Origin of the sequence: Thalassotalea atypica (genome assembly GCF_030295975.1) — a bacterium.
Taxonomy (GTDB): domain Bacteria; phylum Pseudomonadota; class Gammaproteobacteria; order Enterobacterales; family Alteromonadaceae; genus Thalassotalea_F; species Thalassotalea_F atypica.
In genome coordinates this window covers 77,266-101,300 of record NZ_AP027364.1, presented here as the reverse complement: position 1 = coordinate 101,300, position 24,035 = coordinate 77,266, and the positions used below count along the sequence as shown (strand labels likewise).

Sequence of the window (24,035 nt, the reverse complement as noted above, 5' to 3'; positions counted from 1 at the left end):
TTCATGAAAAATCTTGAGTCTTTTGACGCGCTTTATCAGCGTGCCGCCGAACGAAAACACGGCGTAAAAGCCCTAAATGCACTTTTGGGGCCCGCTGAAAACCAAGCAGCGTTACTTGAGCTATCTGATGATCGCTACTTAGCGGCTATGACCAAGAAAGTTTTTCAATCTGGCTTCGTTTGGCGAGTGGTTGAAAATAAATGGCCGGATTTTGAAGATGTCTTTTTCGGTTTTAACATTGAGAAAGTGTTGATGATGCCTGAAGAAATGATGGAGCGAAAAGCCAGTGATCCGAAAATCATTCGCAACTTTAATAAAGTCAAAACCATCAAACAGAACGCACAGATGATCTTCGAAGAGCAACAAAACGGACACACCTTCGCAGAGTTTATCCAACGCTGGCCTTGTGAAGATATAATAGGGTTATGGGCTTATTTAAAGAAAAATGGCTCACGCCTTGGTGGTAACACAGGTCCTTATGCGCTAAGAGCCTTGGGCAAAGACACGTTTCTTTTATCTCGCGACGTAGAAGCGTACTTTAGAGCCCAAGACCTGATCTCGGGAGGTCTTCAAACCAAATCAAGTTTAGCGACCATTCAACAAGCCTTTAATCACTGGCAACAAGAAAGTGATTTAACACTTTCACAACTGAGTCGATTAGTTGCCTACGCCACAGGCGATAACAGTGTCCAGTTAGGGTAAATGATGATAAATGTAGCGGTTGCCTATCAGCACCCCGAAGACGCAACGCAAGCAAAAACGATTGCTGCAAAATGGGATTTTACCTATATCGGTGATTTTGCTGCTACATCGAACCATCCAGATCTCGACTTTATTTTAAGGGTAAATGAGCAGGTATTAGAGCTAATTAAGCTCGATGAGCCAAAGCTTTCTCCAATCAAAGTCGACTTTGTTGAAGGAGCCAGTGCTCACCGACGAAAATTCGGCGGCGGTCGTGGTCAAGACATTGCTAAAGCCGTTGGCTTAAAGCATGGCTTTGAACCCACCGTACTTGATGCAACTGCCGGACTGGGCAGAGATGCCTTTGTACTAGCTAGTTTAGGCTGCAAGGTTACCTTAATGGAGCGAAATCCAGTCGTTGCCGCATTACTAGACGACGGTATTGCACGGGGCATACTCAACGTTGATACACAGGCCATCATCAACAATATGTCGCTCGTTCATGCCTCATCAATAAAAGAAATGGCTGAACAACCACAACATGACATTGTTTATCTGGATCCTATGTACCCGCATAAAGGAAAATCCGCGTTAGTGAAAAAAGAAATGCGTGTTTTTCAATCATTGGTCGGTGAAGACCATGATGCCGATGCACTCTTAGCACCGGCAAAAGCGATCGCCGAATATCGTGTGGTAGTGAAGCGACCCAATTATGCCGAACCAATCAATGGTCAAAAACCATCAACAACGATAAAAATGAAGAAAAATCGCTTCGACATTTATGTCAATAAAGGCATTCCTAAACAACACTAATCAACATTTTTTGGTTACGACACTGCGTGAGCTAATAACTGCAACCTCAACCGTAACAAAACTGTCATAAAAACTTAGTAGACTCAACCGCATAGACATAACTTACGGATTTGAATTGTGCGTGTTTCAACTTTTTCTAAAATTTCTGCGATAGGCATTTTTCTCTTTGCCATGACCTTTCTACTGGCGATGTACCAAGTGGCAAACACTCTCGCCAGTAACAGGCTCCAGCTCGCTGAGTATCAACATTTAAAATCGCTAACTACAGTTGATTTTTATCGCACAATCGCCGACTACCTCCAAACCGGCGACGCAAGCCTATTAAATAAAGCAGAAATACAACTGAAGGAAATCAATGCGAATGGTCAGCGTATTGATATTGCCGATCTCGCCGCACGTATTAATGAAAAAACAACGACACTCCAACAAGACATCAACGAAAAGTACCGAGCGTGGGGGAAACTCAGTGGTGATCCTCTGGCACTGCTACGCAATAGTGAACAAGGACTCATTGCAATTGGCTTTAATCTGGCCACATTTGCTAAACAAAGCAAAGAATTAACAGGCACACAGCGCCTAAACTACCTCTCTACGCTCGATGAAACTCTGCTAAATCTGCACAATATAATCCGGATCAGAGAAAAACTATTTGGCAGAGAAAATACCAATATTCTCGCTATCGATCGGCCTCTAAAGGAGCTCAATCGATTAACCGTTAAACTACAACAATATCCCCTACTGGGTATCTTTGAACAGTACGATGACAATGATGAGCTGAGCGATGATGAATTACTCATCGATGACGATAAAGTACAGGCCGATTTAAGTGAAGATGCACTAAACGAATTTGCCTCACTCATCAGTCGTTACCGCAGTGAACTAAACAAAACCCTAGCGCAAGAACATCAACGTAGAGAAGGATTTATACAACTCAACCAAGATGTGAAAATAATAGAAGATATGATCTTACTTGGTGAAGCCGATATCCAGAATTCACAAAACAATATTAACAACAAGATCACTTGGGCAGTGATTATCTTACTGACCATGTTAGTAGTCTTCTTGGCCGCTAATTTTTGGTTAACCCGCCGTGTTGTTTTGCAACCACTGAGACGCCTTAGAGATAGTTTCGTCTTACTTGTTGACCAAGGTCGCGTTGAGTTTATTACTGGTATTTCGGCAAAAACAGAATTAGGTCAAATATCCGCCAGTTTCAATAAAATGGTCTCGCAACTTGCAGAAGAAGGTAAACAAAAAGCGCAACAATTAACCTTAGTATCACATGCGATGCAAACCATGGAAACTCAAGCGCAAACCATTTTATGTTCATCCACAAGCACCAGTGAGCAATTGATCGCCGTTGATGAAGTTATGCGATCATTATCACAAGTTTCAGACACAGTTAATTCATTATCTAAGCAAGTGGTTGATACGGCACAAGCGACTCAACAAGCGATGGACGACAGTCAAGCAAAGGTAGCGGAAGTACTAGTCGCCAGTGAAGTTACCAACAAAGCCGCTAACGCCGGAAAATTGGCGATAGAATCACTGACACAATCGGTAGACAGCGTTGGGTCAATTGTTGATGTCATTAGCTCTATTGCCGATCAAACCAATTTATTAGCGCTCAATGCGGCAATTGAAGCCGCTCGCGCCGGCCGTCATGGTCGCGGATTTTCGGTTGTCGCCGACGAAGTCAGACAGTTGGCAGGAAAAACACAAGACTCGTTAAAGCAAGTCAGCTCTCGACTCGCGCAACTCAATCATGCGAATAAAACTCTTGAAGACAACATTCACGGCATTGAACAAGCGTCAGAGCAACAAAAAAGCATTGCGGTTGTACTCAGTGATAATGCGGCTAGCGTTGTGACTCAAGCAATTACCTCGGCAAATGTAGCGGCACAAACCTTAGCGCAAATAAATCAACAACAAAGTCATTTTAGCCAATTTGAATCAGCCATGGAAAAAGTGAACAGCGAAGTGTCTCAGTCTAAACAGCTGGCTGAGAACATCTCTAAAGACGTTGCCAATCAAGTCAGCGATATTAGCCAAACATTAACGCCAGTGACTTGTTAGTTGCACAATCATCGCAAAAACACGGTGGGCTATCGAAATAATGTGGGTTCGTAAGCCAAACTCGTGTTAAATAGACGTTAAAAAAATAACACGAGAAATCTGGAGTCTATTTAATGAGAAAACTAACTAAGTCAATTGTTGCTGCAGTGGCTGCACTGACATTATCATCTGCATTCGCTCAAACCGTAAAAACTGAAGACCAAGCGAAAAAGGTGATCAAGCATCGCCAATCAGTGTTTACTCTACTTGCTAGCAATATGGGGCCGCTTGGCGCCATGGCAAAAGGTAAAATGCCATTAGAGAGTAGCAAAATTGAAAAATACGCCACGCGTATTGAGCAACTCAGCTTAATGATGCCGGACTATACTAAGTTTGATACATCACACTTCAAACTCAAGACCGAAGCACTACCGAAGATTTGGCAAGAGCCGGCTAAATTTGCAGAAAAAGTACAAGCACTACAAAAAGCGGCCGCCCACTTACGTTCAGTTGCCAATAGCGGCGATAAATCAACAATAAAGAAAGCCATTGGTGGTGTTGGCCGTTCTTGTAAAGGTTGCCATGACGCCTTTAAAGCGGAATAAAACATAGATTAGATAACTACTCATGGCGCACAGCGCGCCATGTTATATCTTAGAAATAAAGCTCTTCAACAACAGGGGCATTGGTCACAACCAGCCAGTAAACAAAACAGATAACCGCCGCAATAACGATGCTGGCAATAATCAGTTTAGAATGCGGAATGTCATCACCCGGGTTAATTTCTTTTGCATCTTTTTTCCCCGTAACCATCGGCTTAACTAAACTCTTCTTTTTTACTGTTTTATAGTAAACAACTGCGCCAATATGCAGCGCGATAGCACCTAGAAGAACGTCAAACAGGTTGTGATGAATAGTCGCCATCACTTTTTCCCAAGTAGCATTGAGCACTCCATAGTAAGGGCCTGATGAAAACACATCATCAGTGATGAATAAACCACTGAGTGCCTGCAACAAAACCAAGAAGAGAAGCGTTACCACCATTAAGCTACCTAATGGGTTATGCCCAGCATACCTAGCTTGCTCATTATTCGATGATGCATGGACGTACCTTTTCAGCGTTGAAAATGATGGAACAAATTGGCCAAAGCGCGCATGCTTAGTACCAACGACCCCCCAAATAAGCCTGAACAAAACTAAACCCAGTGCTACATAGCCCAATTGCATATGTAGGTCGACCATATCGCCCTCTTGCTCAGAGGTATACCATAATGCGCTAAGCATTATCACTAAACTCCAATGAAATGCTCTTACGGGTAAGTCCCATACAAGATATTTCTGTGTCATCACGTTACTACCTTATTAGCCGTTATTATTCCTAATGGAGATAACGAAACATTCAAATTCTGATAAAATAAAGTTGCCATGCTACCTGAAAAATATCGCTATTTCTCGTACAATGAAGAAGATTGATGAGGTTTTATTATGGCTAAATCCCTGTGTAAATGGAAAAAGAAAGATATTGAACGCGATATCCATGAACTTATTCATATCGTCGACAAACCGCGCTTTGTTTGTAAAGATTGTGCACGAGCAGCACACGACAAAGGCTTTTTGTGTAAGGCCCTCAAACTAAAATAACAACAGCTTGTTTAGGAGAATTATGATCACACTTAATGAAAAAATGCCAATCGGACAATTACAGCAATTAAAAGATGGCAACCTGATCACCCACAATACCGCAGAATTATTCGCCAATAAGAAAGTCGTGCTATTTGCTGTACCTGGCGCGTTCACCCCAACCTGTTCTGCTGCTCACCTACCGGGCTATGTTGTTGGTGCGGATGATCTAAAAGCAAAAGGCGTTGATGAGATTATCTGCTTATCGGTTAACGATGCCTTTGTCATGTCGGCATGGGGTGAGTCACAAAATGCTGAGCATTTAATGATGCTGGCAGACGGCGATGGTAGTTACACTAAAGCATTAGGATTAGACATGGATACTGCGCATTTCGGTGGCGTTCGCTCACAGCGTTACGCGATGATAATCGAAAACTGCGTTGTAACAAGCTTACACATTGAAAAACCTAAGGAATTTGATGTCAGTAAAGCCGAGGTTATTTTAGACGCGCTTTAAAACCGTAATGGAAACAATTATCATTATTTATATATTTGTTTTTATTAGGTTTTTGTTAAAATTTTAATTTGATAATTTTTGTCAATATTGGCAAAATTAGGTCATTATATTCTCAAATAAGGTCATCAAATGTTAAAACCTGAAATGGTTGAGCAGTTAAACGAGCAAATAAATTTGGAGTTTTACTCTTCTAACTTATATTTGCAAATGAGTGCATGGTGCGAAGAACAAGGTTTTGAAGGTGCTGCAGAATTTATGCGTAAGCATGCATTAGAAGAAATGGATCATATGACTCGCTTATTCACTTATGTTAGTGAAACCGGCGCTCTTCCTATTCTAGGCGCCATTGAAGCGCCCCCACACACGTTTGACTCTTTAGCTGATGTGTTTGAAAAAACCTATCAACACGAATGTGATATTACCGAGCGCATTAATAAATTGGCTCATCAAGCATTTAGTAACCAAGACTATTCTACGTTTAACTTTCTGCAGTGGTACGTAGCAGAGCAACACGAAGAAGAAACACTATTTAAGAGCGTGTTAGACAAGATAAACCTTGTCGGTCACGATGGACATGCTCTATTTTTTGTTGATAAAGACTTGGCTGAAATGGCAAAAGCTGGCAACAGCAGTGTCATGACAGATACCGCGGTATAAAACAGGATTGCACAATTAGTAAATAAAAGGCTTTCTTCTATACCTTGTGTAGAAGAAAGCCTCTTTTGTTTTTGTGCGAAGGAAAGCTTCCAAAGGCTTTATGTATGGTTAAAGAAATACGTAACCTGCACCTCGCACGGTTTTGATCGAACTAGAGTCGCTGACTTCTTTTAGTTTTTTTCTTAAATTTGACACATGCATATTCAAACTACGATTACAGTAAGAAATATTTCGTTTAAATACACATTTGCCAATGGCCCCTCTTGAAACAATGTCACCAGCATTCGACATCAACAAATAGAGCAATTCAAATTCAAGCCCCGTAATCGCAATTTTGATGTCATTGCATTTCACTTCCCTGCTACTCATGCATAAAGAAAAACCATTAAGCTCTAATCTTTTGTGAGGCCGATGAGAATCAGTTGCTTTTGCTCTGCGCAAGCAAACATTGATCCTCGCTATCATTTCACGCACTGGTGCCGTTTTTAGCACATAGTCATCGGCCCCCGCTTCTAGCACATTGATGTGGTCGATTGTATTTAGCTCCTGAGAAAATACCATTACAGGACTTGTTGATATGTTAACAAGGTGCACCAAAAGGTCTATGTAATCATGCATAGATTTATTATTATCAATAATAATCAAATCTATTTGCTGGCTTTTTAGTGTATAGAAAGCTTCTACCGGTGTTTGACATAGATGCACGTCATGTTCATATCCAGCAATAAAATCTGCATAAGGAATTTCACCCTCTGCATCAAGACATAAAATTAATAATTGCTTCTTTAGCATCGGCTTATTTTCTCGCTATATGCTTTTGATTAAGGGCTTAACGCTAGGTTTCATTCTGCTCAGCAAGCGTTATTTTGTAGCCTGTTGCCGAGAGTTCATCCCCCTCAATAACTAAAAACAGTTCTTTAGACTCTTCATTTAAGGTCAGCTCGAAGCTAGATAAAATGATGTCACTACTGTTTTGCTGGGCAATCGCAAAAACCTGATATGTATTATTCAAAAGGTTAAGCGACAAAGACTGAGCGTAACCCACGCTTTTGTAATACAGTGCGCTGTCGATGGTTTCATCGCTACGGACGAAATAAAACTTCACTAAAGAAAAATCATCACTATCCACTAAATTGATCATCGCAATATTGTGATCGTAAATGCTTTCTCGCTGACTATTATCAACCACCAACGAATTGACCGATATTTCGATTTCATCAACAATGCCATCACCATCTTCATCAACATCGCCATCATTGTCATGATCAACGTCATCTTCTTTTAGATAGAAAAACACGGTTTTATTAGCGTCTTCAGGCAAAGTTAGTAGGTGGTTTTTAAGGATGCGTTCCTCTGTGCCTGATGCAACAAGGTCTACACTGTAGTCGCCGTTAGGTTGTACTAAAGTTTCACTTAATGCCCCCATCGCTAGCGAGGTTATCTCTGCTTGGTCGTCAACACCATTTAAATGTACGTCAAACTCACTTTGATAGTGCGGCAATAAATCGTGGCGGTTAATCGCGTTATATACTCTAACATTCGCTGCTGAGTTGGCATCTAAGTATTCAACAGTTGATGATGTAGAAACCCAATCGACAGCGTAAGGAGACGTACTGGCGGCAGCGCTTTCTCTCACCACTAATACATATTGTGATGGATAGTCGTAATCTATTTCACCTGATTGAAATAACACCTCATTACTGCCCGCTTGTGTGATATAGACAACATATTCATCCTGATCTAATTTTTGATTGTCTGACAATTGACCGTTAGTGAACTGCCCTATTAAAGTAGCTTCGTTGAAGGTTTCATTTGATTTTGACATGTAGACATCCACACCCGCGTCATCTGATGCTAAATTTAATAACCTTAAATTAAACAGATCTTCATCTTCGTCAATATCGTCATCAATTACGTCTATTTCGTATATTTGAACCTGAGGTGACGCAATGTCTTCGCTTAATACGATAAATTGAATGACATCTTTTTTTACTGAAAGTTGCCCTTCACTAATTAGCGCAAGATCTTCTCTATCATTCGAATCTTCATTTTGCCATGCCAATTCATAGTAATAATGTTGATCGGCCACTTCTTTAGCTGAGGTAGCCACGCCATATTCAACTGCACTGTATGTGATCTCAATTTCATCTTCATCGTCTTCATTGAGGTTTTCATCAATCGTGAGGAACACCGCAGGCGCATTTTTTGAACCATTATAAAATTGCAGATAACCATTACCGCTATCACCATCGCTACTGGAGCCACAACCTGCTAACAATAAAGTAAAAGAAATCAGTGCCAACACCGATAAATTTGTGCCTATAAAAGCACTTCGTAAATAACTCATCATCTAATCCATTCCCAATATATCAACGTGACAGACAAAAATTGCCACAAATTTAGCTGTACCTACTATCGTGTAAGGCTTAAAGCTGCCTTAGTAGAACAAGTTGAGAAGGAATAGTTCTGATATTTACACAATCTTTGCACTTCTTTATCTTTGTTTGCACAAGCTTACGTTGCTGCACATTATTTGCATATTTCTCGCGACATATTCGCGACCTGAGCATAACTCACGTATAATGCCGGCCAATAAATTGATGACCGAGTTTTGCTTTTGATTTCTACTGATGTACTTGTTTTAGGCGCAGGCGCCGCTGGACTAATGTGTGCTGCCACAGCGGGCTATCGAGGTAAAAATGTCATTGTGGTCGACATGGGGAAAAAACCAGGCAGAAAAATTTTGATCAGTGGCGGTGGCCGTTGTAACTTCACTAATGAAAATGCCAGCCCCGAAAACTATCTGTGCCAAAATCCTCACTTTGTGAAGTCAGCATTGAGTCGCTATACCCAGTTTGATTTTATTGACTTAGTTGAGCGTCATGGCATGCCCTTCCATCATAAAACCCTAGGCCAACTGTTTTGTGACAATGGCGCTCAAGACATTGTTGATATATTGATGACCGAATGTGAATGGGCAGGTGTTGAAGTGCACCTGAGAAGCGAAGTACTTCACATTGAAAAGAGCGATAGCGGTTATATTGTAAAAACCACTGACAAAAGTTTTCAATGTCAGTCTCTTGTTGTTGCTTCGGGTGGCCTTACTATGCCCAAGTTAGGCGCAACGCCAATCGGCTATAAAGTGGCAGAGCAATTTGGTCTCGAAGTACTGCCGACCAAAGCAGCACTAGTGCCCTTTACCTTACATGAACACGATAAACAGCGTTTCGATGGTTTATCCGGCATTAGTATTCCAACAACGGTTTCAAGTGAAGACGGTACCAGTTTTAAGGAAAATATATTGTTTACTCATCGCGGTTTATCTGGTCCTGCGATCTTACAAATATCGTCTTTTTGGCGAGCAGGCCAAACGGTCACCATTGACCTACTACCAGAATCAGCAATTTCCGATTTGATCCAACAATGGCGTGAAACACAAAGTCAAAAATCACTTAAGAATTTACTATCGACCGTGCTCCCAAAGCGGTTTGTTGAAAGCTTAGTGAATCATAAAGACATTACCGATAAAGCCATCAATCAACTTAGCAAAGACGACGTTGCTTATTTAGTCCAGTACTTACATCACTGGCAAATCAAGCCTAATGGCACTGAAGGTTACAGAACGGCAGAGGTTACTCTAGGCGGCGTCAATACTGATGAACTTTCCAGTAAAACTTTCGAAGCTAAAAAAGCCAAAGGATTGTACTTTATTGGTGAAGTAATCGACGTGACCGGCCACCTTGGCGGGTATAACTTTCAATTTGCTTGGTCTAGTGGTGTGGCTTGTGGACAAGCAGTAAGCTAATGATTTGATGAAATTAAAACGAAGACAATCTTTTGATTAAAAAACCTACTTAAGGCTTAACCACTTAATAATTTAAAGACAGTCTTCGGTGAAAAACGGCGCTAAGCAGTCTTTATTTCTTCTTGATAAACTCAAATTGGCAGCTCTATTTTAAAAAACGCACCGCCAAAGCTCAAATTAGAAGCACTTATTTCTCCCTCAAGTTGATTTACTGCACTCTTCACAATCGCTAACCCTAGTCCTATTCCACCTGTTTTTCTGGTGCGACTATCATCTAGTCGAGCGTAAGGAATAAAATTGTCTTCGTTATCATGATGTCTACATCACTAATCGTTACCCTAAAATAAACAGATACAAAAGCGATTCAATATCAACTAGCTCACTCTCCATAAACTCTTTCTCGACAGGTCAATTCTAATGGCGCTTAAGTCAGCCAGCGGCAAAACCACAAATATTGTCAGGGTATTTTACAGTTGACTAAATCGGCTCCTCATAACCGTTTGTTAAATCTATGCTTTATATTTCGGCTCAATATATGCTTATTTTTCAACCATTCTGTGCGCTCGACACACTGATACTGTGTTTAGCGTTTAATTTGAATACTTAGAAATGAGAAAGTTGTTTGTTGTTTAGTTGTCTCTCATTGATGACACTTTTCCGAAATGATAAAAGGATATTCTCATGAATAAATTGACAGTATTTCTGTCTGCATTTCTAGCGTCACTTGTTGGCTTTGCAGGCAGTACATCTGCGAATACTTATACCACCAATGCCCAGTTTGATCTGGGTATCCTAAACAGTGTTAACCACGACAATCCAAATGATGACCAACTGCAACTCAGTACAACCGGTAGTACCTTCCCGTTATTGTGGGCGGCTAACGCTGGTGAAGACTCTGTGTCTAAAGTTGATACGGATGCTGACTGTGAAGTTGCTCGCTATGCTACATGGCATATAGGCCCTTTCCACTCAGCGTGGAGTGGACCTGCACCCTCACGTACCGCAGTTGACTCAGAAGGTAATGTCTTTGTCGCCAATCGACAGTTTGATGGCCGTCCGATGAATGTATTGAAGATTTTATCGGAAGGTGGTGTAGATCGTAACGGCAATGGTGTTATTGATACATCGACCGATGTCAATGGTGACTGTATCATTGACCGAAGTGATCCAGCAGAATTTCTGCCACCGGTAGATGATAACCTTGATGGCATATTACAAACCTCTGAAATAAGAGATGAGCGAGTTGTATGGATCAATCATGTTGGCCCTGCGAATAGTTTAGGTCGCTCTTTGTGTATCGGTACCGACGGCAATTTGTGGATGGGAGACTATACCAATAGAAGCTACTACAAAGTTCAAGCATCTGATGGTGCAGTGCTTGCAGGGCCAATAGCCACAACAGGCTCACTATCGCCATACGGCTGCTTAGTAGATGGTGACGGTATTTTATACAGCTCTTCACTCTCTTCGACCATGGGCATCCTTGATACCAATACCAATACGTGGCTAGCAACGTTAAATACTGGCGCTTCGGTTTACGGTATAGCTATAGGCAATGGCATGGTTTACACCAGTGGTAGCGGTAGTTATAGACAATATGATCAAAATTCAGGAGTTGGCGAACCAGATGGCAATCCTGCCACCGGCACATTCTCCTCTCCAGGCGATGTCGGTAACTCTACCTTGGGGATTTCCGTCGATGGCGATGGAAGTATTGTTTTAGGCCAATCGCCAATCCGTAAATATAGCTCAGCTGGCGTCACACAATGGGCTACACCAAATGCGGCAAGCGATACACGTGGCGTTGTTCCTGATTCTAACAATAACATTTGGGCAGTAAATAGGGGCAGTAATAACTCCACCAAATTTAACAAAGATACTGGGAATTTGATGGCGACAGTGCCTCTTGGCAATCAGCCTTATACCTACAGTGATGCAACAGGTTTTGCCGCAACAAACACCACTGACCCATCAGGTATTTGGACAATAATTGAAGATGGCGGCGACGCAGGTAATCCTTGGGACGAGATTAGTTGGAATAATGAGCCCGAAGGCAGTATTCCTGCTGGAGGTAGCATTACCGTAGAAGCACGAGTGTCTGATACGCAAGTAGGTTTGGGTTTAGAAACCTATGCCGCAATGACTAATGGATTATCAGGAATTGCAATGAACGGTAGATTTATACAAGTACGTGCCACCTTAAGACCGGGTGATAACGGCGAAAGCCCAGTACTTTCAGACCTTAGTATTGAACCTTTAGTCATTGTTAACGAGGTTAAAATTTGTGATGTGGACCTTGATGATGATATCGACAGAGTTGATTTAAGAGCAATTAGCCTAGCCCGTAACCAAACAGCATTACCTGACGACCCTAGAGACGCCAACTTTGACGGCACTATAACTCCGTCAGATATTAAAGTGTGTATACCACTTTGTACCTTGCCTCGTTGCGCCATAGTCGATAACGGACCACTGTAATTTTTACCCAGAATTTATTACAAAACTGATTTAACGAAAATTAGATTAATAATAAGGAACATATATATGAGAAAATTTATACTAATAGCCAGTTTACTGTTCTCAATGAATGCCAACGCGGTACTGTTGACCGAATTATTAAATGGCGGCTCAATTACTGTCGGCGATAAGTTATTTGATCAATGGGAAGTAATATTTGAAGACTCCAGTGATTTTTCTTTCAATGGCGTAAACACTGATGATATTGACGTTACCGGCTTACCGGATGGCGGCTTAGATCCTGGTCCTGGCTTACACTTTGAGGTAGCGAACGACGCCCTAAGTATTTTAGGAGACGGGTTGTTTTTTTCCTACTTAGACTTTCACTTTGGTTTTAGGGTTTCAGTGCTTGATGATGATTTTCTAATAAAAGATAATTCATTGTATTTAACAGATTATGGATTGAGTTTGGATCCTTTGGGCTTGCAAGCCGGTGTCTTTATTGAAGAATGGATCCATTCAGACGCCACTCGTCTTAATCAAATAGGTCATAAAGATGTTTATGCATATGATGAAGGATTTGGTGAAGATACTAAACTCTCTGATGCAGCAGATTTTACTCCTACCAATGAAATTTGGGTCAGAAAAAACATTTTAGTGTCGGCGACAGAATTTGGCGATTTTGCGACATTGAATAGTTTTGAACAACGCTTTTCACAAACCACTATACCGGAGCCAAGTATGTTTTTACTGCTAGCCTTAGGATTATTTGGTATCGCCGTGAAAAGAAAACGTAGCTAACGTTAATAAACTGAAAAAACGCGAGAGTGCTTTTACCTAACAAACAAAAATACTAGCATTGAATTGAAAACGAACCTAAGGGTTCGTTTTTTTTTGGCCGCTCACTTATCAGTGATTTGAATGCTGTTAAGTTAAAATACTCTGCTAACGCAATAGTTTTATATGACAACACTATCTATCGCCGTATCGGTAAACCGTACTCCGTATTAAAACTGATAACTGATGCTACCGATGACATTTATCCCCGCTTCATTTTGTCCAGAGCCGTGGACGCGATAGTCTTTATCGAGAAGGTTGTGGACATTGAGGGTAAACAACATAGTATTTGAAAACGTGTAGCTGGTGTTGATATTCCATACCGCATAACCCGGCGTACCGTTGGGTGGAATACGTTGGGCATCTTTACTATCACGCGTAGAGAGTTTATCAGCCGTAGCAAAAGCAATTATTTCCGTGTTGAGCCACCAGCTAGAATTAACTGGTGCATAAGTCATACCTACTCGGCCATTAACCGGCATTAATCGATCTAAATATTCTCGTTCGATAACGGCTTCAGAGGTTGGAAAAGTATCCACTTTCCCTTCTATGTAAGCAAAATTGGCGGACAGAGTAAGTTGTTCGTTCAAGTAGTATTTAAGATCAAACTCACCACCATACGCATAGCCATCACCAATGTTCTTTTTGGTAATTTCAAATTCTCCATCCGAGTTTTGATAACCGGTTGGCACGCGTTGGATTTGATCATCAATATCGGTGTAATAAACAGACAAATCGTAATCAAAGGTAGTTGAACGATATTTAATGCCCGTATCTATGGTAATAAAATGTTCTGAGTCTAAATCAAGCGCGGGGGTTTCAAATTCATTGGTTCGCGCACTGTCAAATCGTGTTAAATCCGATAAGTTAGGGGCTCTAAAGCCTTGTGATACGCCAAAATAAATACTTTGCTGCCCCAAAATGGGTTGAAAGTTCATGCGTATATTGCCAACCAAGGCGTTCCAGTTTTCGTCCAACTGAATAACATTGCCACTGATAGGATCACTCACTTTATCCGCGGTGGCTTTCATATAATTCCATCTAAGGCCGACATCAATATAGACCTGCTTGTTTAATGCATACTTATTTTGGCCATACAGCCCTAGCCATTGATAATCAGCCTCGTCAGCAACTGGACCTTGCACCGTATTTTTGCTCGAATAGCTATCAACATCATCTTTATAAAATTCAACACCATAAATAAAGTCACTATCAGTGAACTGTTTATAAAAATGTGCATTCAAGCCCAATGTGTTGACATCAATACTTTGAAAGTCACGCCTGTCTCTTGTTCTTAATCGCCTTCGGCTTTCACTTTGATTTTGATAAGAAAGGGTGAACTCCGCTTGATCAGCAAAATAACCTAACTTAGCGGCTGATAGCTTGATATAAGCAAGCTCCCTGTTTTGGTCTAAATTTCGTTGTAACTCACTACCAACGCTCGTACCTGCATAGCTCTTTCCATATATGGTTTTGTGGGTTCTTGGTACATCATTTTGACGTGTTTTAAAATAGGCACTGATGAACTTCCAGTCATTCGACAAGTCGTATAGCCATTTCAAATCCAGATTGAATTCGTCGTAACCTGTTTCAGCGAGCTCATTGGTATCACCACCAGCAATTAAATCACCGAAATCTTTATTAGAAAAGCCGAGCGACAACGCGGACTGTTTTGAAAGTTTAGTTTCATAAGTCGTTCTAATTTGATGTGATTTTTCTGCTGTTGAACCTCGATAAAAAACAGTTATCGGGTTTTCTATATTAACCTCCTCAATAGACTGATTTCGAGTAATTGCATTTATTGTTCCGCCAATGGCGTCTGAGCCATAAACGACAGAAGTTGGCCCTTTAACCACTTCAAACTTACCAATTGAAAATGGATCAACCGTATTCCAATATTGATTGGGGCCATCCCTAAATATCGAGTTATTGAGTTTGATACCATCAACTAGGAATAAATTGCGAAAACCGGTAAATCCCCGAATATAAGGTGAGCCTTGGCCATGCGCCGTTTTTTGCAATAAAACACCGGATACGCTGCCGATGGCATCTACGGTTGAACGGTAACCTTGCTTTATGAGTTGGTCCTCGTAAATGACTTCCGTATTATAGGCGCTATTGAGTTCATTTAGAGCAAGTCTATCAGCCGTGATCACAATAACTTCATCAACGGCACTAACATGAAAAGGTAGGTGTGAAAACGAAAGGAAAATGAATGCATAACTTACATGTTTCAATGGTGTATCCTTACCTAGTTTGATAATAAGGTTTCTATTTGTTTTTATTAATAAAGTCCCTACTTAATTTTAGATCTTGACCGCATATATGCAAATGAGATGCTTCGCTTTTTTACAATAAACTACTGTTTTATACTTTTTAGAATTATATGCCGTTCAAACCCTGTTTCTACGATAAAATTCGCGCAAAATTGATCGATTTTTTGTATTTATACTATCTTTAGTAAAGAGAGTAATTTAAGAGATGGGTAATGGAATTAACAGTAATCAAGAAGGCACTAATTTTAAGTGCCTGTGTCATATTGATATCTCTGTATTTTGGCGGCCCAGAGCAAATAATTCAGACAAATGAATATTTAAAAACTACACCTCCTAAAGAGCTGGCTAATGAAAAGGTTGAAGTGTCAACCAGTGCATTAAAATCTACAGATAAAAACACTAGCAAAGTAATATCACATGATGAAGCTTCAGCTAACTCCTTGGCTCAAAGACAATCATCCACTCAAAAACAAAACAATTACAATGAACAAGAAAAAATTAGTTTTGCTTTGGCTCACATGCCAATAAGTTATCATCCCTTGTTCAAATGGGTTGGCGGTGAAGACAGCGAGCTAATCAATGACTATATGGTGCTGAATGAATCACCAGAAAACGCGCAGATAGACACAGAGCTAGAAGCAAGATTGTCAGCGTATATTTATCAGCATGAATTAAGCTCAAATATACAAATTGAAAGGTTGAACTGTTCACAAACAAATTGTGAGATTTTTGGCAGTGAAACTGGCTCAAATACGTGGAATTTTATTATTGAGTCTGGACAGCACCAGACTTGGTGGACTTTTAAGAAAGAAACCACACGAAACGGTGTCAGCACCAATGGCGAATTAATTTTTCTAACGATTATTCAACGATAGATAACATTCGATTACTCATGAAAATACTGCTTTAAGCAGCAAAGCTAATAAGAGGGATTTTAAATGATAACATCAATATTTGATTCATTAAGTAGAAAATTGATGGTGCTTTTTCTATGCTACTTCAGTGTCTTTTCAGTGTTAGGCGAGGAAGTGCTTTACTTATCCAATGCTGATGGCGATTTAGAGTTGTATGTCAGTGATTTAACCACGGGAAAAACACGACAACTGACGCATAACGAGCTTGATGATAACCAAGCATCTTGGTCACCTGACGGTCAATGGATAGTTTACACAGGAAGAGTCGGCGGTGATTTAGAGATTTTCCTTATCTCATCTGACGGTAAAAAAACACAGAAATTAACCCACAATGAAGCAGGTATTGATTACTCACCGCAATGGTCATCAAATGGCGATAAAGTCGTTTACATCTCTCAAGCTAACAACAAGCATGCGCTTAAAGTGTTTAATATCAAAAAAAATCAGCATTCGGTTCTTGTTGAAAGTGAGTTTGAATTAATGTCGCCAAAGTGGTCACCTAATGACGAGTTGATCTCCTACGTTTTAGTAAAAGGTAAAGTATCTCACTTACAACTGGCTAATGTCGTTACAAAGAAACAAATCGCATTAACGAGCTACCAAAAAGAGCAACAACTCAGCCACAGTTGGTCACCAAACTCAGAAGAAATAGTGTTTTGTGCAAGAAGAGATAAAGTTATTGACCTGTTTAGCATAAATATTACAACCAATAAGGAAAAGCAATTAACTGACCTGTTCACGCTTGATACAGAACCCGCGTTTTCACCGGACGGCAGTCAATTATTATTTCTCAGTGCTCGAAATGACAAAGTTAGAAGACAGTTATTCGTTGGAAATAAATCGTTAGAAAAAATTGATGCGATCACGCCAAAAAATACGGAAGTTCTTGACCCTAGCTGGTCAAACTCTGGTGATCAAGTAACCTTTTCACTTTATAGCAAGAAACGCTTTGTTGTCATGATCACCGATCTAAAAACAGGAAAACATAAAGTGCTCAACCCACAAGATAAGGGATATCAATATCAACCTAAATTTCGACCTACAAGTTAACAATACTAATATCGAATCTTTTTACAGGATATTTTAACTCGGAAATATCTACTATTATTCAACGCACACTAACAATAAGAACACTAATAAAATGAATAAATTACTGGTTACCATACTACTGAGTTGTTGCTTGCTCAGCTCCTGCAGTCAGGTGACGCCTAAAAATGTAACAATGGCCATAGTCGCAGTACCTGCGACGCAATCTTTTGATGTACTGACCAACGGTACCTTGATTGGACACATGAAAGTAGCAACCAATCAATCAAACATTAGTATTGATTTTGATTATAAAGACAATGGCAGAGGTCCCACGCTTACAGAGCAAATATTACTTGATTCGAATGGTTTCCCAGTGAATTGGAAAATTAAAGGCAATTCAACCTTTGGTAATGCAATAGACGAGTCATTTGAGTTTAGCAATGATATCGCAACATGGACCGATGCGACGGGATCTGATCAGGCTAATTTGGCGAAGCCAAAGCTCTATATTAATCAATATGGCAGTCCATATTCTTTGTTTATTTTTGCCAATGTATTACTGAAAGCTGAAGAGCATCGACGACGCGTTTTACCCGCTGGAGAATTGTCAATAAAGGTGATGGAACACATCTCTATTACCAAATTTGACAATGCAAATGAAATACTCCCTCTGACCAGTTACGCCATTAGTGGTGCAGACTTGAATCCATCGTACTTTATCTTGGATGAAAATCATCACCTATTTGCGTATATCCATCCGAGTTTTGCTGTTGTTAGAGATGGTTACGAAGCTCACGATGAAAAACTAAGAGCAATGGCTGCAAAATATTCTGCCGAGCGCTATGAAAAAATTCAATCGGAAGTTGCTCACCAATACAATGGTCCGGTTAGAATTCGAAATGTTCGAATTTTTGACCCTGTAACGTTGAGTTTAACAGAAGCTGTTTCTGTAGTAGTAAACGGCGATAAAATCAGCGCCATTGAATCACTCAAGGTTGCTACTCTTCCGTCAGAAACTGAGATTGATGGTGCTGGAGGCACCTTAGTTGCGGGGCTTTACGATATGCACGGACATATGGGCGCCGAAGATGCATTACTCAATATAGCGGCTGGTGTAACATCGGTACGTGATATGGGGAATTACCTTGAAGTATTAGGTGAGCTGATAGGAAAAATTGAAAGTGGAATATTGGCGGGCCCCAGAATAACGCGCTACGGTTTTATCGAAGGTAAAAGTAAATTCAGCAGCAACAGCGGTACCATGGTAGAGTCAGAAACAGAAGCTATTGCTGCCGTTCAACGTTATTCAAACTTAGGTTTTCCGGCAATCAAGCTCTACAACAGCATGAATGGCGATTGGGCGCCAGCCATAGCAAAAGAAGCGCATCGACTAAATATGAAAGTTACAGGTCACGTACCCGCGTTTTCTAATGCGAATAGCATGATAGCCGCTGGCTATGACGAGTTAACTCATATCAATCAAGTAATGCTTGGTTGGGTATTAAAGCCCGACGAAGACACTAGAACCTTATTACGTTTCACCGCAATGAAGCGCTTCCCAGATTTGAATTTACACGGTGAGCAAGTGCAATTCACCATCAGCCAAATGGTGGAACATGGTGTTGCCATTGATCCAACCCTTGCTATTCATGAGCGTGGCATGACAACGCGCAATGGTACAACAGCCTTAGGCGTTACTGACTACATAGCGCATATGCCCGCCGCGGTTCAACGAAATGCAAAGGTAGCTTGGATGAAAGTGTCATCGTCCAAGGAAGATAAAGATTATCAACTCGCGTATCAGAAGATTCTGGAAACGGTAAAAATGATGAAAGATCGTGGAATTCAACTGCTCCCAGGCACAGATCTAGGTGGCGGCTTTGAATTACATCGAGAATTAGAGCTTTATCAAGAATTAGGCATGAGCTCGGCTGAAGTTATCAAGCTTGGCAGTACTGATATGGCGCGTTATTTAGGTCACGACAATTTAGGCAGTATCGAAAAAAATAAATTGGCGGATTTCTTTCTAGTACCCGGCGACCCCACCCAAGACTTCAAAGCCATTAAGGCAATTTCCATGGTGTCTAAAGGTGGTGTGTTTTATTACCCCAGCGAAATATATCCTAAGTTTGGCATCAAACCATTTACTGCTATGCCTAAAATTACAGTTGCTGGGATACATTAACGTAGGAATAAGCAGCATGGCTTTAGTCTAATATTGCATTGGGACTGTTGCCATGTAGCTTTTGTAACTATTCAGGCACGGGTGTCAATAATTGAATCACCTTGATCCAGTCCAAACTGCTAGAATACTTGGTTGTATACCCGCTTGAGACAAGTCTCTTCTTTCGGCTTGATGATCATCACGTGGTAGTTTTTATTCCGAGAGTTCATTTAGTGAAATTGACCATCGGCATTTACGTCTAAAGCTTCAAAATCAGGACGCCCGTATGCCTCACTCTATAAAGCGCTGGACACACCGAATAGCGATAAAAATGAGACCAAACATAATCTGTACCTATACATAGAAGTTTCCTGTTAGTTGATGTGAGTCTCAAATACTAACTGGAGAATTTGCAAATATTGTGTAAGAAGAAAGGAAGTTGTCATGCAATAACCAATCGATAACCAGCACCATACACCGACTGTATAAGCTCCTTTCCTTGGCTGATTTTATCTAGCTTTTTACGGAGTTTCTTCACATGACTGTCTACGGTTCTATTGTTGACAATGCGATAATCCGAATACATCACTTCCATGATCTGCTCTCGACTAAAGATACGACTTGGATAAGCCGCTAATTGCTTGAACAACTTAAACTCAACGGCTGTTAACATAACTTTTTGCCCTTTATAGCTAACGACTAATTGCTGTTCATCTAAGGTGAGTTCAGTATCACGGGTTACAGTTTTATCTGTTCGTCTCAATACTGCCTTGACCCTAGCCACCACTTCACGCGGACTAAAAGGTTTGCAAATATAATCATCAGCGCCAAGCTCTAAACCAAGTAATCGATCAATTTCTTCAACTTTAGCCGTCACCATCAAAATTGGTACTTGCGAGAACTGTCTGATTTCTTTGCAAATTTCTACGCCACTTTTGTGAGGCAACATAATATCAAGCAAAATAGCTTCTGGTTGATTGTCTTTAACCCAATCGATCACCGTATTACCGTCTTGAATAATATGCGGTGAGTACCCCGTTACGCGAAAATAGTCAGCCAACAGCTCTGCTATTTTTAGTTCATCTTCAACGATTAATATCGAGCTGTTCATAAGCATGTTTTCTCTATTTTACGGATTGAACTGGCAATTCTATGACAATAGCTAAGCCACCTAATTCTGATGTTTCTGCATATATATTCCCGTGATGTGCGTTAACAATATGGGCACAAATCGATAACCCTAAGCCTGAACCACCTGTACTGCGATTACGAGAATCATCAACGCGATATAAATACTCAAACAAGTGCGATAAATGTTTTTCATCCACGCCAAGACCATCGTCTGCGATGGTAACCCTGATCCACCCTGGTTGCTTATTCTCCTTGCTTAACGACAGTGTTACCCTTGATGCTTGAGCATATTTAATCGCGTTGGCAAATATATTATTCAATAATTGGCTCAAACGATCTTTATCCGCGATGATGTCGATGTTGTCATCAAACGCGTTGAGCTCAAAAGCAATATTGGCGTCGCTGAGATAATCTTTATATTTGACCAACTCATTCACTAACCAACGGTTTAAATTGATCGGCTTCATCGTATAACTTAAGCCACCAATGTCTGCACTCGTTAGCTGCTGTAAATCATTAATCAAATGCTCTAAATGAGCGACTTCATCAGATAAAGAGATAATACTAGGCTTATTCATCGGCCGTATACCATCAAGTATGGCTTCAAGCTCCCCCCGTAAAATTGACAATGGCGTTCTAAGTTCATGTGAAGTATTGGCCAGCCATCTTTTTCGCGCTTGCTCGTTTTCTAACAAGGTTATCGATAACTGATTAAAGTCTTTACTCAGAGCGCCTAGCTCATCTTGCCGATCAACAGTCAGAGCTTGTCGATAGTCCCCCTGTGTTAATTTTGCCATGCCGCCGGCAATTCTGTTGATAGGACGAACAATATGACTAGCTATGGGGATGGTGACTAGAACAACGGCCAGCATAACTCCTAAGGCGATCAACAAGAAATAATGTTGTTGCTGTTGTAGAAAGTCCAGTTCGTAGCCTTGTGTTAATCGATGCCGTTTAAGTATGGCAAGATAACCAACCGTTATTTGTTCGACTTTTATATCAGTATAACTGTACTCCAAATCCTGATTATATCGACCGACAATCTTCTGTCGTTGATGATCTAATACAGCATATTGTTCTTCCATTTTTGGCGGTAGGTATGGCCTTCCTCTGCGCTCGTGCGGCGGTGGTCTGTTTTGCAATTTGTCATTTACAGGTAAGGGCTTAACGCCCCCATGCCTTTTCGGCAGCAGTGGCCATGAAAACTCGCTATTTCTTAGGTAAGCATTCAACATTCGATGAAATTTGCGGTGCTGATTTTTTAGTGGTTGCCAACTGTCCTCTCGTTGATATAGCTGCCCCAACTCTTTGGTAAATGGCTCCAGCGCATCCTCTTCTTTAGCATTAACATACTCCACCATTCCTTTGCCGATACTCCATTGCATCAGCAAAACAAGGCTAACAACCAGCAAAGCGCTAAAACAAAAAAGCATGAAGAAGAGTTTTTTCTGGATTTTCATATCAAATGCTTAGGCACTCCCTGGTGCTGCACCATAAACGAACTTATACATACAGTTTAAAACAAGACAACTTACTATGTGGTGCGCCTTTATTTGTGTTTCATCCTTTAAGATATATTGCTTAAGCGTATCAATAGTCATTGGACGACTCTATTTTACCAGCAGTATAACAAGGAATTGTGCAAATATTGTGAATGATAAGACCAAAGTCATGCAGCGAATTTAGCCATATTTGAAATGATATTATGTGTGTATTCAGTTCAAGAAAATAAGTTTTCTCGTCAAAGCGTTATACATTTTGCTTTTAAAATCGGGGTTTTACTCATCGCGAGTCTAAAATCTATGTCGGGGATACGCACATTGCTAGGATCTATACGCGCGTTCATAGCCTGCGCTCTCAATGGTTTAATCAGCCATAAAGTCTTCTAAAAACCATGCGGAAAATTCATGACGCCCCTCTACATCAGCCTTTGCATAAAGACTAGAAGCCTGCTGGCGAACTGTTTTTTCTTTTGTCTCCCTAACGCCACTGATTTCCTTAAAGCTCAGACCTTTTAACAACAACATAGCGACTTGTTTTTCACTTTCGCTGAGTTGCCATTGACTGAACTGTTTAGCAATAACTTCACTGTAATGAAGTCGTTCATCTTTCATTTCTTGTGAAATATTCTTTAATTGATTATCTGATATCGTAAGCTTTTCTTTTAGTGTCGCCATATGCCTAGTACGTGCGCGTATATCTGCAATCAAATAAAGCGCACCCAATGCAGATACTAATACAATGATACTTTCCTCGACAATATGCCAAAACGGCACGCCCAAAGAAATATCAGCAATGACGTCGAAAAAATTTAATGTCATGATAATACTTAACATCACCGCAATTATTTTATCTTTCATTTGTACTCTAGCCTTTTAAAAACGAAAACACACAAGCCAAGTAGAATAGTAAAAATGTTAAAACTCAAAAGGTTTAATGCCATGGTACATCTGTACGATGTGTGAATCTAATACTTACTATATGCTTTAGATGACTTAATGCAGTATATCGAGGTAATCATGAGCTTGTCTTCATTTTCTAAATACAGTCGCGCCATCATTTATATGCACTGGTTTATGTTATTCCTTATAGTTGGCACTTATCTATTCATTGAATTTCGTGTTATTTTTCCTAAGGGTACAGATGCAAGAACGTTGATGAAAGTCGCTCACTTTAGTTTGGGATTAACTGTGCTTTTATGTGTTTCTATCAGAGTCTATCTAAAACTCTCCGCACAGCAACCAAATAGTCACCTATCATTTGCAGCAAGGCTGGGGCATGTTGGACTTTATTTTTACCTCATGATCATGCCTATTTTAGGCTGGTTAGTGGTCAGCGCGGAGGGAAAAGAAGTGACCTTTTATTTCTTCACTCTACCTCCACTTATTGCGGAGAATGCAGATTTGGCACACGACATTGAAGAGTGGCACGAAATACTTGGCGAATTAGGGTACTGGCTAATAGGGGGTCATGCTTTAATGGCTTTGTATCATCATTATTTTAAAAACGACCCAACATTTAGGCGTATGATACCCTAATCAACTCAATAGAATTTTGTGTAAAATTAAGCACTAATATA

The 24,035-nt window shown here is 40.5% G+C and carries 22 protein-coding genes; 14 read left to right on the top strand and 8 right to left on the bottom strand.

Annotation, left to right across the window (positions count from 1 at the left end; translation table 11 throughout):
• Positions 1 to 3 precede the first annotated feature (3 nt).
• The 4 genes from QUE03_RS00465 to QUE03_RS00450 all read left to right on the top strand — a co-directional run bounded on the left by QUE03_RS00465 (position 4) and on the right by QUE03_RS00450 (position 4,154).
• Entirely contained in the window at positions 4 to 702 is a 699-nt protein-coding gene (locus QUE03_RS00465) for a DNA-3-methyladenine glycosylase I (protein ID WP_286264027.1), read from the top strand.
• Positions 703 to 1,494: a class I SAM-dependent methyltransferase gene (locus QUE03_RS00460; protein ID WP_286264025.1), complete on the top strand. Its 792-nt coding sequence runs from the start codon at positions 703 to 705 to the stop codon at positions 1,492 to 1,494.
• 117 nt (positions 1,495 to 1,611) lie between these two features.
• Entirely contained in the window at positions 1,612 to 3,570 is a 1,959-nt protein-coding gene (locus QUE03_RS00455; protein WP_286264023.1) for a methyl-accepting chemotaxis protein, read from the top strand.
• Positions 3,571 to 3,683: 113 nt separating this feature from the next.
• A complete protein-coding gene (locus QUE03_RS00450) occupies positions 3,684 to 4,154 on the top strand; it encodes a c-type cytochrome (RefSeq protein ID WP_286264021.1) in 471 nt (156 codons plus the stop codon).
• 49 nt (positions 4,155 to 4,203) lie between these two features.
• Here QUE03_RS00450 and QUE03_RS00445 read toward each other — a convergent pair whose 3' ends face one another.
• On the bottom strand, positions 4,204 to 4,896 hold the full coding sequence (locus tag QUE03_RS00445; RefSeq protein WP_286264019.1) for a cytochrome b/b6 domain-containing protein: 693 nt from the start codon (positions 4,894 to 4,896) through the stop codon (positions 4,204 to 4,206).
• 138 nt (positions 4,897 to 5,034) lie between these two features.
• Here QUE03_RS00445 and QUE03_RS00440 point away from each other — a divergent pair, with 138 nt between their 5' ends.
• From QUE03_RS00440 to ftnA, 3 genes are all read left to right on the top strand, one after another.
• Entirely contained in the window at positions 5,035 to 5,190 is a 156-nt protein-coding gene (locus QUE03_RS00440) for a hypothetical protein (RefSeq protein WP_286264018.1), read from the top strand.
• 22 nt (positions 5,191 to 5,212) lie between these two features.
• Positions 5,213 to 5,686 carry a peroxiredoxin gene (locus tag QUE03_RS00435; protein WP_286264015.1) on the top strand — a complete coding sequence of 158 codons (474 nt, stop codon included), beginning with the start codon at positions 5,213 to 5,215 and terminating at the stop codon, positions 5,684 to 5,686.
• Between the two features lie 129 nt (positions 5,687 to 5,815).
• Complete coding sequence (gene ftnA, locus QUE03_RS00430) at positions 5,816 to 6,343, top strand: non-heme ferritin (RefSeq protein ID WP_286264013.1); 528 nt, start codon at positions 5,816 to 5,818, stop codon at positions 6,341 to 6,343.
• 108 nt (positions 6,344 to 6,451) lie between these two features.
• On the opposite strand, the gene QUE03_RS00425 is transcribed toward ftnA, so the two are convergent.
• Positions 6,452 to 7,135 (bottom strand): response regulator transcription factor, encoded by a 684-nt coding sequence (locus QUE03_RS00425; protein WP_286264010.1) that lies wholly within the window; start codon positions 7,133 to 7,135, stop codon positions 6,452 to 6,454.
• 43 nt (positions 7,136 to 7,178) lie between these two features.
• Positions 7,179 to 8,693 carry a hypothetical protein gene (locus QUE03_RS00420; protein ID WP_286264008.1) on the bottom strand — a complete coding sequence of 505 codons (1,515 nt, stop codon included), beginning with the start codon at positions 8,691 to 8,693 and terminating at the stop codon, positions 7,179 to 7,181.
• A 267-nt stretch (positions 8,694 to 8,960) separates the two neighbouring features.
• Here QUE03_RS00420 and QUE03_RS00415 point away from each other — a divergent pair, with 267 nt between their 5' ends.
• Positions 8,961 to 10,148, top strand: coding sequence for a BaiN/RdsA family NAD(P)/FAD-dependent oxidoreductase (locus QUE03_RS00415; protein WP_286267710.1), 1,188 nt, complete (start codon positions 8,961 to 8,963; stop codon positions 10,146 to 10,148).
• A gap of 131 nt (positions 10,149 to 10,279) precedes the next feature.
• Here the strand turns inward: QUE03_RS00415 and QUE03_RS00410 are convergent, their stop codons facing one another.
• Entirely contained in the window at positions 10,280 to 10,441 is a 162-nt protein-coding gene (locus QUE03_RS00410; RefSeq protein ID WP_286267708.1) for an ATP-binding protein, read from the bottom strand.
• A 388-nt stretch (positions 10,442 to 10,829) separates the two neighbouring features.
• Here QUE03_RS00410 and QUE03_RS00405 point away from each other — a divergent pair, with 388 nt between their 5' ends.
• Complete coding sequence (locus QUE03_RS00405) at positions 10,830 to 12,626, top strand: Vgb family protein (RefSeq protein WP_286264006.1); 1,797 nt, start codon at positions 10,830 to 10,832, stop codon at positions 12,624 to 12,626.
• Between the two features lie 66 nt (positions 12,627 to 12,692).
• Complete coding sequence (locus QUE03_RS00400; protein ID WP_286264004.1) at positions 12,693 to 13,406, top strand: PEP-CTERM sorting domain-containing protein; 714 nt, start codon at positions 12,693 to 12,695, stop codon at positions 13,404 to 13,406.
• A gap of 206 nt (positions 13,407 to 13,612) precedes the next feature.
• On the opposite strand, the gene QUE03_RS00395 is transcribed toward QUE03_RS00400, so the two are convergent.
• Positions 13,613 to 15,679 carry a TonB-dependent receptor plug domain-containing protein gene (locus QUE03_RS00395; protein WP_286264002.1) on the bottom strand — a complete coding sequence of 689 codons (2,067 nt, stop codon included), beginning with the start codon at positions 15,677 to 15,679 and terminating at the stop codon, positions 13,613 to 13,615.
• Positions 15,680 to 15,930: 251 nt separating this feature from the next.
• On the opposite strand from QUE03_RS00395, the gene QUE03_RS00390 reads away from it, so the two are divergent.
• From QUE03_RS00390 to QUE03_RS00380, 3 genes are all read left to right on the top strand, one after another.
• Complete coding sequence (locus QUE03_RS00390) at positions 15,931 to 16,593, top strand: hypothetical protein (protein WP_286264000.1); 663 nt, start codon at positions 15,931 to 15,933, stop codon at positions 16,591 to 16,593.
• 63 nt (positions 16,594 to 16,656) lie between these two features.
• A complete protein-coding gene (locus tag QUE03_RS00385; protein WP_286263998.1) occupies positions 16,657 to 17,682 on the top strand; it encodes a TolB family protein in 1,026 nt (341 codons plus the stop codon).
• Positions 17,683 to 17,773: 91 nt separating this feature from the next.
• Positions 17,774 to 19,846 (top strand): amidohydrolase family protein, encoded by a 2,073-nt coding sequence (locus QUE03_RS00380; RefSeq protein WP_286263996.1) that lies wholly within the window; start codon positions 17,774 to 17,776, stop codon positions 19,844 to 19,846.
• A gap of 421 nt (positions 19,847 to 20,267) precedes the next feature.
• Here the strand turns inward: QUE03_RS00380 and QUE03_RS00375 are convergent, their stop codons facing one another.
• The 3 genes from QUE03_RS00375 to QUE03_RS00365 all read right to left on the bottom strand — a co-directional run bounded on the left by QUE03_RS00375 (position 20,268) and on the right by QUE03_RS00365 (position 23,316).
• Entirely contained in the window at positions 20,268 to 20,936 is a 669-nt protein-coding gene (locus QUE03_RS00375; RefSeq protein ID WP_286263994.1) for a response regulator, read from the bottom strand.
• Between the two features lie 13 nt (positions 20,937 to 20,949).
• Positions 20,950 to 22,416: an ATP-binding protein gene (locus tag QUE03_RS00370; RefSeq protein WP_286263993.1), complete on the bottom strand. Its 1,467-nt coding sequence runs from the start codon at positions 22,414 to 22,416 to the stop codon at positions 20,950 to 20,952.
• Positions 22,417 to 22,821: 405 nt separating this feature from the next.
• Entirely contained in the window at positions 22,822 to 23,316 is a 495-nt protein-coding gene (locus QUE03_RS00365) for a helix-turn-helix transcriptional regulator (RefSeq protein ID WP_286263991.1), read from the bottom strand.
• A gap of 138 nt (positions 23,317 to 23,454) precedes the next feature.
• On the opposite strand from QUE03_RS00365, the gene QUE03_RS00360 reads away from it, so the two are divergent.
• Positions 23,455 to 23,994 carry a cytochrome b gene (locus QUE03_RS00360; RefSeq protein WP_286263989.1) on the top strand — a complete coding sequence of 180 codons (540 nt, stop codon included), beginning with the start codon at positions 23,455 to 23,457 and terminating at the stop codon, positions 23,992 to 23,994.
• Positions 23,995 to 24,035: the final 41 nt, after the last annotated feature.